The sequence below is a fragment of the Paenibacillus sp. A3 genome (assembly GCF_001399685.1).
Classification (GTDB): domain Bacteria; phylum Bacillota; class Bacilli; order Paenibacillales; family NBRC-103111; genus Paenibacillus_G.
Genome location: NZ_JTHN01000040.1, coordinates 1 through 13,097 on the forward strand (window position 1 = coordinate 1; position 13,097 = coordinate 13,097).

8 protein-coding genes and 3 pseudogenes are annotated in these 13,097 nt (G+C 53.4%); 4 read left to right on the plus strand and 7 right to left on the minus strand.

Annotation, left to right across the window (positions count from 1 at the left end; genetic code table 11):
- Nucleotides 1-147 precede the first annotated feature (147 nt).
- The 3 genes from QJ48_RS05585 (at nt 148) to QJ48_RS05595 (ending at nt 6,121) form a co-directional block, all read left to right on the plus strand.
- Nucleotides 148-1,668: an extracellular solute-binding protein gene (locus QJ48_RS05585; RefSeq protein WP_054972659.1), complete on the plus strand. Its 1,521-nt coding sequence runs from the start codon at nt 148-150 to the stop codon at nt 1,666-1,668.
- 28 nt (nt 1,669-1,696) lie between these two features.
- The gene (locus tag QJ48_RS05590; RefSeq protein WP_054972660.1) at nt 1,697-2,650 is read left to right on the plus strand and encodes an acetylxylan esterase; all 954 of its coding nucleotides are present in this window, start codon (nt 1,697-1,699) and stop codon (nt 2,648-2,650) included.
- 102 nt (nt 2,651-2,752) lie between these two features.
- Nucleotides 2,753-6,121: a GH36-type glycosyl hydrolase domain-containing protein gene (locus QJ48_RS05595; RefSeq protein ID WP_054972661.1), complete on the plus strand. Its 3,369-nt coding sequence runs from the start codon at nt 2,753-2,755 to the stop codon at nt 6,119-6,121.
- Nucleotides 6,122-6,380: 259 nt separating this feature from the next.
- On the opposite strand, the gene QJ48_RS05600 is transcribed toward QJ48_RS05595, so the two are convergent.
- The 4 genes and pseudogenes from QJ48_RS05600 to QJ48_RS36680 all read right to left on the minus strand — a co-directional run.
- Nucleotides 6,381-6,860, minus strand: coding sequence for a DUF6530 family protein (locus QJ48_RS05600; RefSeq protein ID WP_054972662.1), 480 nt, complete (start codon nt 6,858-6,860; stop codon nt 6,381-6,383).
- Between the two features lie 279 nt (nt 6,861-7,139).
- A pseudogene (locus tag QJ48_RS38540) lies at nt 7,140-7,377 on the minus strand (hypothetical protein); the annotation flags it as partial.
- Nucleotides 7,378-7,476: 99 nt separating this feature from the next.
- A complete protein-coding gene (locus QJ48_RS05605) occupies nt 7,477-8,685 on the minus strand; it encodes an MFS transporter (protein WP_054972663.1) in 1,209 nt (402 codons plus the stop codon).
- Nucleotides 8,686-8,754: 69 nt separating this feature from the next.
- Nucleotides 8,755-8,913, minus strand: a pseudogene (locus tag QJ48_RS36680) (DUF6530 family protein); the annotation flags it as partial.
- 207 nt (nt 8,914-9,120) lie between these two features.
- Here QJ48_RS36680 and QJ48_RS36685 point away from each other — a divergent pair.
- A pseudogene (locus QJ48_RS36685) lies at nt 9,121-9,237 on the plus strand (transcriptional regulator); the annotation flags it as partial.
- A 201-nt stretch (nt 9,238-9,438) separates the two neighbouring features.
- Here the strand turns inward: QJ48_RS36685 and opp4C are convergent.
- Genes opp4C through opp4A form a run of 3 tightly spaced genes read right to left on the minus strand, consistent with a single transcriptional unit; the run spans nt 9,439 to nt 13,081 of the window.
- Nucleotides 9,439-10,338: an oligopeptide ABC transporter permease gene (opp4C, locus tag QJ48_RS05615; RefSeq protein WP_054972665.1), complete on the minus strand. Its 900-nt coding sequence runs from the start codon at nt 10,336-10,338 to the stop codon at nt 9,439-9,441.
- Between the two features lie 18 nt (nt 10,339-10,356).
- Nucleotides 10,357-11,322, minus strand: a complete 966-nt coding sequence (gene opp4B, locus QJ48_RS05620; RefSeq protein ID WP_054972666.1) for an oligopeptide ABC transporter permease — start codon at nt 11,320-11,322, stop codon at nt 10,357-10,359.
- A 22-nt stretch (nt 11,323-11,344) separates the two neighbouring features.
- Nucleotides 11,345-13,081 carry an oligopeptide ABC transporter substrate-binding protein gene (opp4A, locus tag QJ48_RS05625; protein ID WP_054972667.1) on the minus strand — a complete coding sequence of 579 codons (1,737 nt, stop codon included), beginning with the start codon at nt 13,079-13,081 and terminating at the stop codon, nt 11,345-11,347.
- Between the last annotated feature and the right edge of the window lie 16 nt (nt 13,082-13,097).

The following is a 13,097-nucleotide window of genomic DNA, read 5'->3' on the forward strand; positions in this document are numbered from 1 at the left end:
CTGCAAAAGCATTTTGCCAAAGGCGTGCTTCTCGGCTCCGTGAAGGGCTGAGCGGCATCGGCGGTTGGGTTTACGAGCGGCGCTGCGGCGCGGTTCTGACCATATAGTTATGGCGGTAATGAACACATAAAACGGAGGGGTTCACACATGAAAGTATCGGGAAAACGCTGGAAACAAATCTCGTCTTTGGCCCTTGTCACAGCTTTGGTCGCGGTGACCGGCTGCGGCGATAAATCGGGCGGTACGGGGAAAGAGGGCGCATCGTCCGGGGATTCCGGGAAAAAGCAGAAGATCAGCATGATGTACCCGCTTTACGGCAATCCTCCGCAAAAGACGGAAGTGTGGAAAAAGATGGAGGAAGCGGTCGGGATCGAATACGAATCTATGGCGATTCCTTCAGCTCAATATCCGGAAAAGCTGAAAGCTTCCATTGCCGCCAACAGCCTGCCGGACATTACGCATTACATGTCCTTCCCGGACCCGAACTTTACGCAATATGCGAAGCAAGGGGCTTTCCTGCAGCTCGACGATTACATTAAAGATACGAAACATCTGAAGAACATGCCGCAGTCGATGTGGGATTTCATCAAAATCGACGGCAAAACGTACGGAATTCCGCGTCCGGCGCAGATGGAGCGTGCCGTGGTCATCCGCAAAGACTGGCTGGACAACCTCGGTCTGCCGATTCCGAAGACGCTGGATGAGTTTTACCAGACCGCAGTTAAATTCGCCAAAGGCGATCCGGACAAGAACGGCAAGGAGGATACGGTCGGCATCGTGCTGAACCAAACGCTCGGTTATCACTTGGACCCGGTCTTCATGGCGTTCGATACCGGCAACGGCTGGCGTAAAATGGAAGACGGCACATTGATGAACGCCGCCATTACGCCGCAGCGGAAGGAAGCGCTGATGTGGCTGGGGAAGCTGTATAAAGACGGCGGAATCGATAAAAACTTCACGGTAATGAAAGACAACCAAATGTGGGAAACGTTGGAAAGCGGCAAAGCCGGGATCTTCTTCGGCGCCCAGACAAGCGATTACAGCCGTTTTGTGACGAATCTGAAGAAGGTCGATCCGAAGGTCGAGCTGATCATGATCGCTCCTCCGGTAGGCAAGGACGGCAAAACCGGTTTCCCGGACGGCGTAGGCATGTTCGGACAGTTCGTGCTGCCGGCCAACATCTCCAAGGAAAAGGCGAAGAAAGCGATCGAGCTGCTCGATTGGCAGGCCGGTCAGGAGGCCCACGTGCTTCGTAAGCTGGGCGTAGAAGGGGTTCACCACAAGAAAAATGCCGATGGCACCGTAGAGATGCTTGGGGATAAATATGCCCAGGACGGTATCGCCTATCTGATCTGGAACGTGCCGAACGATCCGCTCGTCTCCGTTCCGCTGAGCGCTCCGAAAGACATTCAGGAAGCGGTGAAGAACAATTTGACTGTCGTGTCCAAGCTTGGCGTCGTCAGCCCGGCCGTGGCATATATGCCGTCGACCAACGTTTCGAAAAACTTCGCCGATCTGGATCAATTGGCACGCGGGCTTTCCGTGAAGATGGTCATTGGCGAAGCGACCGATAAAGACTTTGACAAATTCGCCGCAGAGTGGAACAAACGGGGCGGCGAAGCTTGGACGAAGGAAGTCAACGAATGGTATAAGCAGCAGCAAAAATAATTTTGGATATAAGGCGAGGCGGTAGCCCATGAACGCAGTTCAAAAACGGATCGAAGAGCTTCACCGGTATGCGCCCGAGTCGACCGCTCCGGCCGACCTGGAGGCATTCTGGAACCGGACGCTGGCCGATGTGATCGACAAGCCGGTTCAAGCGCAGCGGACACGGCAGGAAACGCCGTTCCCGTATATGGACACTTACGATGTCACGTACCAAGGCCTCGCCGATACGCCGATCAAAGGATGGTATCTGCTTCCGAAGTTTCCGGTCCGAGGAAAGTTGCCGTGCGTCGTCTTGTTTCACGGGTACACGGGAGGTCGGGGGTATCCCGAACAGTATGCCTCCTGGCTGCTGATGGGGATGGCGGTGTTCGCTGTCGACATCCGGGGACAAGGCGGCGAGACGGGCAACCGGCTGGACAATACGTACGGGATGACGAAAGGCTGGATCACGCAGGGCATTCTGGATAAGGAGACCTGCTACTACAAAGCCGTCGCCGTCGATGCGCTGCAAGCCGTCGAATGGGTGGCAGCGCAGCCGGAGGTCGACCCGGGCCGTATCGTCGTGGCCGGCGACAGCCAGGGAGGCGGCCTGTCGTTGCTGGTCTCGGCCTTAAGCGACAAGCCGGCGCTGTCCATCGCGAATATTCCGAATATGTGCCATATGGACTTCGGCATTTTGAATTCGGTCAGCTCGCTCTCCGAAGCGGCGGAATTCGTGAGCCGGTTTCCGGAACATTTGGACAAGGTCATGGATACGCTAAGCTATTTCGACATCATGAATTTGGCGGAGCGCATCCGGATTCCGGTGCTCGTCTCGGTCGGCTTGAAGGATACCGTATGCCTGCCGGAGACCGTTTTTGCAGCATATAACCGGATCCGGTCGACGAAGGAGATCGGAGTGCATCCGTTTGCGGGACATGCGACGAGCGGCTACCAGAACCGCCGCACGGTTGAATTTATCCGAAAGCATCTTTCCTTTTAGCGCGGGTTGCGGGTTTAAACTTATTTCGAAAAAGGACCGCTGGAGCGATGGTGTCCGGCGGTTTTTTTCACCCATAAATAAAAAGAAAATGGAGTGGAGACGATGACCATGCTGAAGACGTCCCGGTTTCGGGCGGAGGCGGGGAATTTACGGTTTACCTTCTTGAACAGCGGCGATCTGTATGAAGCGGCTTGCCAAGATACGATGATCAATCAATGGCTGTCCGACCCGGTGACCGGATCGTTGAACAATTTATATTTGCGGCAGCACCGGGCCTCCGGCATAGAAGCGACACCTTTGCTTGGCGTTCGTTCCGCAAGCCGTGTGCGTCATGCGGGCGGCAGCCGGGTGATCTGGGAAGGCGAGGCCGGCGCGCTTCGTTATCAAGTGACCTTTCGCTTAACGGTGCAAGGGGTATGGTTCTGGGACGTTGCCGTGTACGGGCAGGAGGCGGAAGTCGACATCGTCTACGGCCAGGACGTGGGTATCGCCCATCCGGGCGCTGTCCGCAGCAACGAGGCTTACTTGTCCCAGTATATCGACCATGCGGTATTCGAGGACGCGCAGAAAGGGTATGTTATCTGTTCCCGGCAAAATCAGCCGCAGCAGGGGAAATTTCCTTATCTTCAGCAGGGCTGTCTGACGAAAGCGGCCGGTTATTCGACGGACGGCTTCCAATTTTTCGGCTTGTCCTACAAGGAAACAGACGAACCGGAAGCTTTGACCAACGCTTCGCTGGCTAATGAAGTATACCAATACGAATTTGCATATATCGCGCTGCAATCCGAACGGGTCAAGCTGGCCGGCGAAGCGAGATTCGTATTCTACGGCTTGTTCCGGGACAACCACCCGGAGGCGGTAACGGCACTGGAATACGAGGCCGACGTACAGGATGCTTGGCGCGAGAGCGGGGAGCGGGAGTCTGCGGCTCTGGTACCTACCTCCGGCCCTTGGCAGGCGAAGGTCAGCGTATCGCCCCAGATCGGAGCGCCGCTGCGAACCTTGTCCATGACGCGGCAGGAGGTCGAGGACCTCTTCCCGAACCGTCAACAAGAGGAGCGGGATGGAGAAGAGCTGTTGTCCTTCTTCACCGATACCCATGAGCATGTTGTGCTGAAGGAAAAAGAGCTGCGCATGGAGCGTCCGCACGGACATATCCTCATGACCGGGAACAACGACCGGATGAACGAGCAGGTCATCACGACGACCTCGTACATGTACGGGATGTTCAATGCGCAGCTGGTGGTCGGCAATACGTCCTTCAACAAAATGCTGACGAACGCCCGCAATGCGCTGAACGTGCCGAAGACGTCAGGGCAGCGCATTTACGTGGAATTGGACGGGCAGTACCGTCTGCTTGCGATGCCGTCCTTGTTCGAGATGGGCTTCAACTATGCCCGTTGGTATTACAAAACGGCGGACGAGCTGTTTGTGATCACGAACTATACGACGTTGGATACGTCGGAGGTCGTGCTGCACGTCCGTTCGGCCAGCGGCAAGCCTTACCGCTTCCTGCTCTCGAACCAGGTGTGCATGAACGTGGCCGAATACGAGCTGCCGTTCCGCATGGAGCAGCAGGACGACGGCCGGACGCTCGCTTTCTATGCGGACGCCCAGTCGCTCAGCGCCCGCGCTTATCCGAGTCTATGCTACCGCATGAGGATCGAAGGCGCGGATGTGCAGGCGGGGGATGAACGGCTGCTGGCCTCGAACGCAGAGCCGGGCTCGGCTTCTCTGGTCGTCCTCTCACTCAGCGCAAGCAGCGAATGGACCGTAACGGTACAGGGCCTGCTGCATGGGGAAGAGCTGCCGTTTGTCCAGCGGGATGCCGATGCGGAAATCGAGCGGTACCGCGAGTTTTACCGATCGGTTATGAACGGCTTCCGCTTGACCCGGCGCGGTGAACAGCCGGACGAGCTGAATAAGCTTAATACGCTCGCATGGTGGTATACGCACAATATGCTGGTACATTTCTCGGTACCGCACGGTCTGGAGCAGTATGGCGGGGCGGCATGGGGGACGCGCGACGTGTGCCAAGGGCCGGCGGAATACTTTTTGGCGACGCAAAAATATGACGTGGTGCACGATATTCTGACCACCGTGTATTCGCATCAATACGAGGATGACGGAAACTGGCCGCAATGGTTCATGTTCGACCGATACGCCTTCATTCAGCAGGAAGAAAGCCATGGCGATATTATCGTGTGGCCGCTCAAGGTGCTGAGCGATTATTTGACGGCGACCGGGGACGCTTCCATTCTGGAAGTCCGGCTGCCTTATACGAAGCGGGGCGGCTTTACGTTCACGGAACAGTCCGAGACGGTGCTGGAGCATGCCAAGAAGCAGCTTGACTATATCAAGCGGCACTTTCTGCACGGCACGCACTTGTCTTCGTACGGTGACGGGGACTGGGACGATACGCTCCAGCCGGCGAACGCCCAGTTGAAACGCTATTTGATCAGCAGTTGGACGGTAGCTTTGACGTATCAGGTATTCAGTCAGCTCGCTGCGGCCTTGGCGGAGGCAGACGCGGAGACGGCGGCCGAGCTGAAAAGGCTTGGCGACGGCATCCGGGAGGACTTTAACCGGTATATGCTGCGATCCGACGTCATTCCCGGATTCGTGTACATGGAGAAGCCGGGCGAAGCCGAGCTGATGCTGCATCCGTCGGATACGAAAACCGGCATCCGCTACCGGCTGCTGCCGATGACGCGCAGCATGATCGGCGAGCTGCTGACGAAGGAGCAGGCGGAGGCCCATTACCGGATCATCAAGGAGAAGCTGTTCTATCCGGACGGCGTCCGGCTGATGGATCGCCCGGCGAATTATGCCGGGGGCGTCAGCAAGCAGTTCAAGCGGGCGGAGCAGGCGGCTAACGTAGGCAGGGAAATCGGCCTGCAGTACGTTCATGCCCATATCCGTTTTATCGAGGCGATGGCCAAGCTCGGCAAATCGGACGAGGTGTGGAAGGGGCTGGCCACGATTAACCCGGTCGGCCTGCGGAGCGTCGTGCCTAACGCGGAGCTTCGTCAAAGCAATGCTTACTTCAGCAGCTCCGATGCGAAGTTCAGCACCCGCTACGAGGCGCAGGAACGCTTCGACGAATTGCGCGACGGTTCGGTACCGGTGAAGGGCGGCTGGAGAATTTACTCCAGCGGTCCGGGAATCTACATGAACCAGCTGATTGCCAATGCCTTGGGGATTCGTTTGGTCGAGGGCGACTTGATTATCGATCCAGTGCTGCCGCCGTCGCTGGACGGGCTGCAGTTCGATTTCGAGGTGCTGGGAGCTCCGGTCACGTTCGTGTATCGTCTGACCGGTCAAGGGCTGAGCCGGGTGACGATGAACGGCCGCGAGCTGACTGTAAAGCCCCTTGCCAACCGTTACCGGGAAGGCGGCGTGCGCATCGGGAAGCAGGAATTTGCAGACAACCGGTCGGAAGCCGGCAATGTCATCGAAATTTTCATGTAATAAAGGGAGGGGCTAGCTCTCAAGCACCGGCCCCCCTCTAATGGACACGGCGGCCGTCCGGAACATGAGCTTCATGTTCGGACGGCCGCCGTATTGTGTAAACAACAAATGAAGTTCGCTTATAGCGATTGTTGGAGATTCCGGGAAAGACGGCAAACTTGATGGAAGGCGTCTCGATGCAACGCAACAGCAGTTCCCCAAATCGCGAGGGCTTATATATCGCTCAGGGTAACAGTTCGAACTAACGATTGGAAACGTTTTAATATCCCATATCCTTTAATATTTTTGATAACGTGCGCAGACGTTCGCCGATCATCTCATCGTCGTTGCTTAAAGCTTGGCTGAACAGCTTAATATCTTCATTAATTCTCTCATTGTCCGTACATATCGCTACGGTCATGGCATCCCCTTGAAGGCCAACCCGGTCGATGACGGGCTGCTGCGGATCATATAGATGCTCATATCTATAGGCTTCGCGAAAATGTGCCAGGGACCGACAAATCAGAATGGACAAATCAAGAACGCGATGGAGAGGCAGTTCCTCTGATTGCCTTGACCATTTTTCTCCCGTGTATCTCCATACTTTGGCAGAAATATCGATCTTCCCTCTATCGTTCCACTGGGCCAATCCTAAAGAAAGGCCTTTTGCATCTGTATTTCGAGCGAGTCGGCCGTCAATCTGCTCATAATTTTCCGACACGACAACAGGCTTATGCTTTAACGTAGTTGGTATTTTCATTTTCTTTCCCTCTTTTCATTTACTGATTTACTGATTCACTAAATGACTGTTTCATCTTATCTTGGATTTCAACGTTAGTCAATCCGTTTTGCCAATAAATGAAGAGCGGTAGTCTTAGACGGGAAAATAAAGTCCTAGACTACCGCTGTTTTATTGAGCTATCATTTCCCATTGCAATGATTTGTATACAGTTCTCAGCGTTTGATCTTAAATTGATTATCCTTTCGAATATATGAAAAAGGACGGAGATACCTCTCCGCCAATTGCTGTAGTTTAATTTTTAACAGGCTTATTAAGAAATCCTGTTGATTTTCTTGATCGTAATCTGGACGGCTGTTTTGTCCAAAATAATAATGACATCCCCGCATAGCTGCAATTTGTTGTGATGACCGCTATGAAGTCCGGGTGTCTGCGTATGATTTCAGTGGGAAGACATCCCGAATAACGTTTGGTTCTTGTATTTCCAGAAGATAACCTTTTGATAAGCTCTGACGATCTCCGATGGGTAAAATCGGTATCTTTACTAATGCGTCGTTCTTCTTCACTGACCTTATGAGTTAGTGGCTTCTTCGAAACAAGCTTTTTTTCTTCATCTGTCAGTTTGTTCCCCTATCCGTCATGATGCCGAGCCTCTCTCAGCTTTTTTTCTTCTCTCAACAATAAGAGGGAGTAGCAAAAGTGCACCGGCAATAATCAAACCACCGCTCACCACATATACCGCCAGCAGGGACAACGATTCCTTCAAATAGCCGGATATGAACATGCCAATCACCATCATCCCCATAAAAACAGGCGTGATCGCGCCGGATACCCGGCCAATAAATGCCCCTTCCGTGTTCCGCACAATAAGCGTCTGGATTCCGCCTTGAATACAAGGGTAAAACAAACCGCTGATCACCAAAAGAACGATTGTCAGCCAGATCATGGCAGACGCACCTATTCCAATCGTACAGACGGCGGCGACAAGCAAGCCTACCATGAGCAACAACTGCGGCTTCACCTTTCTGGCTATCCCCATGATGGCAATTCCGCCTACCAACATGGCTGCCCCATTGGCCATAACCAACCACTGCAGAAATTGTTTGTTCTGTCCCAATTTCTCGATGACAAGGAAGATCTGAAGCGGCTGAGTCAGTCCTGACGCCAATCCGACAGCCGAGAAAGTAAAGCTGAGTGTTCTCAAGGATTGATTTGACCCGATATAGCGCAGCCCGGCCGTCAATTCCTTTATGAAGCCGCCGGCATCCCCAGACTTCGGTTCCTCCGCGTCACGTGAAAGCGATGATAGTATTAGCGAAGACCCTAAAAACAGAACTGCCGTCAGGATCAGAGATATGTTAATTCCAAATTGTATAAAAATAAACGTGCCGATGACCGGACCCAAAACCGTAAAGACAGCGACAAGAGTTTGGGACATCGCCATCACGCCTTGCAATTGTTCAACTGGCACATGCCGTTTGTATAGTTTCATGGCTGAAGGCTGAGAGAATTGAGACAGGCTGGCGGAAATAAATGATCCGACGAGAAGTGCAATCCATCCGTCGTTCATGACGGCAAGCAGCACAGCCACAACGGACAAGGCAGACAGCAGATCGCTCCATAGCATTGTCCGCTTCGGCCGCCATCGGTCGGCAAAGGTTCCGCCAATAAGGCCGAATAGAAAGATCGGAGCGAATTCCGCAACCGAAATCAGGGATACATAAACCGGATTATTATTCGTCAAATCGGTAACATAAAGAAGGACCGCATAATTCCGGATCCAAATTCCCAGCTGCAGCAGCACCCGGGAGAGGATAATCGTTCGAACATAACGATTGGAAAACATTTTTAATACCCCATTTCCGTTAATATTTTTGATAACGACGTTCGCCGATCATCTCATCGTCGTCGCTCAGAGCTTGGCTGAAATATTGACCTTTCCTCTATCGTTCCACTGGGCCAATCCCAAAGAAAAACCTTTCGTATCTGTGTTCCCGGCGAATCGGCCGTCAACCTGCTCATAGTTTTCCGATACAACAACAGGCGTATGCTTCAAAGTAGTGGGTATTTCCATTTTACCCCTCCTCTTTTATTTTACTGATTTACTTAATTTATGATTTAGTAATTTACTAAATTACTGACTCAGTGTATCTTGGATTTTATCGTTAGTCAACCCTTTTTTGACGCCTGCCGAATAAAAGCAAATACGTTCAGTAAGCTAGGGGGAATTATGCTCGACAACAAAAAAATAGAAGAATCAACGCAAATAGCGTTGTTTGCGGAGCTTGATGGCGGCAGCACATCGACGATTCGCAATCACCGCTTTACGCTGCGCGAAAAGAAGAAGCAGGCGAAACTGTTTCTTGCGATCATGGAGCTGTCGCAACCGAAGGCCGAGCCGCCGGATCGGGCTTAACTTTGTGACGACAATGCAACGACATCAGGGGGGCGGGGCGCAGGTATCTGTCGGGAATGTGTTCTTGTCATCCGACATTGGAGAAATCCGGAGAAAAATAAAAAACGGCCCTTGCCGCTGAATGCGAACAAGAGCCGTTTTTTTTTTGCATTTCCACGAAATGAAAATCGTCTCGCCTGCAAATTACCCTTTTGGATCGAACGCTTCCTTTGCGCCTTCTCCGATAAAATTAATGGCCAGAATCGTAGAAGTAATCACGACGGCGGACGGAAGCCAGACCCACCATTGGTTTTTGATCACTTGGGGCGATATCGCATCCGACATCATATTTCCCCAGCTTGGCACATTGGCCGGCACGCCGAAGCCAAGGAAGCTAAGCCCCGTCTCTACGCCGATCATAACGGCCATGACGACGATCGCCTGTACGATAATGGTGGAGGCCACATTGGGCAGCAAATGCTTGACGATCACCTGGAACGGCTTGCAGCCGATCGCGACGGCGCTCATGATATACTCGTTCTCTTTCTCCGCCAACACCTTGCTTCGGACAAGGCGGGCGATCCCGCCCCAGCCAAGCACACTGATGACGACAATCAGCACCAGGATGCCCGAGTCCGCAATAACCGTTTTCAGGACGATGACAAAAATAAGAAACGGGAAAATCATAATAAAATCGGTGAAGCGCATTAGCATGTTATCGATCTTGCCTCCAAAATAGCCGGCGACCGAACCGATGGTCACCCCGATAAACGTCACCAAAAAGCTGATACTTACGGCAATCATCAGCGTCGTGCGCCCGCCGTACAGCAATCTTGCGATAATGTCGCGCCCGCCCTTGTCCGTTCCCAACAGATGCTCCGCCGACGGAGGCTTATGGATGAGACGCAGGTTGATTTTAACAGGGTCATAAGACGTCAGCAGCGGTGCCAGAGCGCACAGGAGCGCAATGAGGACCAGAAACGCGAGGCTGGCGATCGCCAGCTTGTTGTGAAAAAAGCGGCTCCAGCCCGTCACCCATGGAGAGGCGCTTCGTTTTTTGCCGATGGGCATCGTTTGATTCAACGGCTTCGTCGCGGTATTCATAGCCATCCTCCTCTCATGCTAGCGAAGCCGGATACGCGGATCGACGTAGCCGTACAGCAAATCGGAAACCAAGTTGCCGATCAGCGTCATGACGGACGCGAACATCGTTATCGTCATCACGACGGAATAATCGCGGCTGCTGATCGAGGAGACGAATAACTCGCCCATTCCCGGATAAACGAACAGCGTCTCGGTAATGACCGCCCCGCCGAACAATCCCCCGATATCGATACCGAGAAACGTAACCATGGGGATCAGCGAATTGCGCAGGATGTGCCGGTTGTAAATATGCCGCTCGCTTGTCCCTTTCGCCCGTGCCGTCCTGACGTAATCCTTGCGGCTGCTCTCGATAATGTCATTGCGCAGAAATTGCGTATAAGCGGCCGTGCCCAAAGAGCCGAGTACGAACGCGGGCAGCAGCGAATTTTTCAATACGTTCAAGTAATACGCAACCGTGCCGTCGGCCACCCCGACGCTGCGCGATCCGCTGGCGGGCACCCAGCCGAGCTTGATCGCGAAGATGTAGATGCAGACGATTCCGATAATAAAGCTCGGAAGGGCATAGACGATGTAGCTGACCGTCTGGATCGAATAATCGATCGGCGTATTCGGACGTCTGCCCGCGATCATCCCGGTCAGGAAAGCGATCGCGTAGGTTATGCATATGGCCATCGTGGCCAGGATGGCCGTATTTTGAAGCCGCTGGAAAAACAGGTCGCTCACGGGCATCTTGTGAATGAACGATTGGCCGAAATCGCCCTGCAGCATGTTGCCGAACCAACGGATGAACTGCTGCGGAATCGGGTCGTTATATCCCAACTGCTGGCGCATTTCGGCAATATATTCCGGCTTCACGTTGGCCGGATCGATCATCCCCGTCAGGGCGTCCCCCGGCATTAATTTTGCCAGGGTGAACACCACAACGGAGATGAGCAGGAGCAGCGGAATCATGCCCAGTAGTCTGCGCAACGTATAAGTCAGCATAAGCCCAGCCTCCCGGATACGGTCATTGCGTGACCCACCACTTATGAACGTCGATTTGATTCGTGAACGAGTTCGCCTTGACGTTCTGCAGTCGTTTGTTGCTCACCGTCACATCGATCGGAGAATACAGGAACATCATCGGCACTTCTTCATTCACGAGCTTCTGCCACTTGTGATACACGTCCTTGCGGTAGTTCTGATCAAAAGCCTTCTCGCTGATCCCTTCGTCAATCAGGCGGTCGGATTCGGCCGAGTTCCAGCGCGGGAAATTCCAGAGCACGTTGCTCTTCCATAATGCCTTCGGGTCGGGATCGCTGGCAAGCGACCATGCGCCGGCGAACAGCTCGACAGACGGATCGTCATTCTCGACCACATCGTAGAAGGCGTTGAACTCTTTCAATGCGCCTCCGTTTAGCTTTACGTCAAGTCCCACATCCTTCCACATCTGCATCATCGTTTGGGCGCGCGGCGCGGCAACCTCCGTGCCGGACATGGCGTCGAAGTTAAACGTGAGCTTGTTCCCTTGCGGATCTTCACGCAATCCGTCGCCGTTCGTATCTTTATAACCCGCTTCGTCGAGCAATTTCTTCGCTTTATCGGGATTGTATTCGTACGGATTCAATTGATCGTCCGGAATCTTCGCCCAGCTTACTCCCGGCATGGGGGCGGAGATCGTCTTGGACAGACCGTTGGCGAACGCATCGATCAGCGCTTGCCGGTCCAGCGCGTAATACATCGCTTGCCGCAGGCGCTTGTCGGCGAACTTGGATTTCGGGTTCGCAACAATTTTCTCGGATTTCTTGTCCCACGTCCCCAGCTTGAAGCCGATATAGGCGTAGGAAAGCGCATCTTGTTTATCGATATTGACGTTTTTCAGCTTTTCAACGTCTTTAAATTGACTGTTCGGCACTTCCATGATGTCGATTTCGCCGTTTTCCAGCAGACTGGTCGCCATATTGCCGGCAACTACCTTGTAGATCACGCCGTCGAGCAGCGGCTTGCCTCCCCAATAGTCGTCGAACCGCTCCATCTCGACATACTCGCCCGGCTGAATCTTTTTTACTTTGAACGGCCCGATGCCGATCGGCTTTTTGCGGACTTGCTCGGAATTCAGCATATCTTTGACGGCAACACCGGCAAAATACTTTTTCGGCATCGGATACGACCACAGGTTCGAGATCGTATTCGGCGCAGCGCTTTTGACGGTAACCGACATCGTATAGTTGTCGATCAGCTTGATGCCGGCAATATCTTTGGCTTTGCCCTCGCGGTAATCCTCGACGCCGACAACCATCTCCACGTTGCTGTACCGGCTGCCCCCGGCCGCCGTATAGTCTTTGTGGGCAATGGTCTCCAGCGCGAACTTCCAGTCCTCCATCGTCAGCTCATCGCCATTGTGCCATTTGACGCCCGGCTTGATCTTGAACGTAAACGTCTTATGATCGTCCGACTCCGTCCATTCGGCAATATTGGGATACGTCTTGAGGTCATCGCCGGTTTTGAGCAGGTCGTCCATCATGAACCGCAATATCAAATCGTCGTCCTGACCGCCGTAAAATGCACGGTCAAGCACGCCTTTGAACGGCTGCGTATAGCCGTACTTTACAATGCCCCCCGGTTTCGGCTCGCTTGTCGCGGCTTTGTTCTCTTCGACCTTTTTCGGCGTATCCGTTCCCTCCGGCGCTTTATCCGTGCAGCCGGTAAGGGACACAGCAAGAAACAGCAGGGCGGATAAAATCATTGAAGCTTTTTTTTCCATGGAACGCATCCTCCTT

Coding starts and splice junctions, on each gene's coding strand:
- QJ48_RS05600 (WP_054972662.1), bottom strand. CDS start 6,860: ATGAAAATACCAACTACGTTAAAGCATAAGCCTGTTGTCGTGTCGGAA.
- opp4A (WP_054972667.1), bottom strand. CDS start 13,081: ATGGAAAAAAAAGCTTCAATGATTTTATCCGCCCTGCTGTTTCTTGCT.
- opp4B (WP_054972666.1), bottom strand. CDS start 11,322: ATGCTGACTTATACGTTGCGCAGACTACTGGGCATGATTCCGCTGCTC.
- QJ48_RS05585 (WP_054972659.1), top strand. CDS start 148: ATGAAAGTATCGGGAAAACGCTGGAAACAAATCTCGTCTTTGGCCCTT.
- QJ48_RS05590 (WP_054972660.1), top strand. CDS start 1,697: ATGAACGCAGTTCAAAAACGGATCGAAGAGCTTCACCGGTATGCGCCC.
- QJ48_RS05605 (WP_054972663.1), bottom strand. CDS start 8,685: ATGTTTTCCAATCGTTATGTTCGAACGATTATCCTCTCCCGGGTGCTG.
- opp4C (WP_054972665.1), bottom strand. CDS start 10,338: ATGAATACCGCGACGAAGCCGTTGAATCAAACGATGCCCATCGGCAAA.
- QJ48_RS05595 (WP_054972661.1), top strand. CDS start 2,753: ATGACCATGCTGAAGACGTCCCGGTTTCGGGCGGAGGCGGGGAATTTA.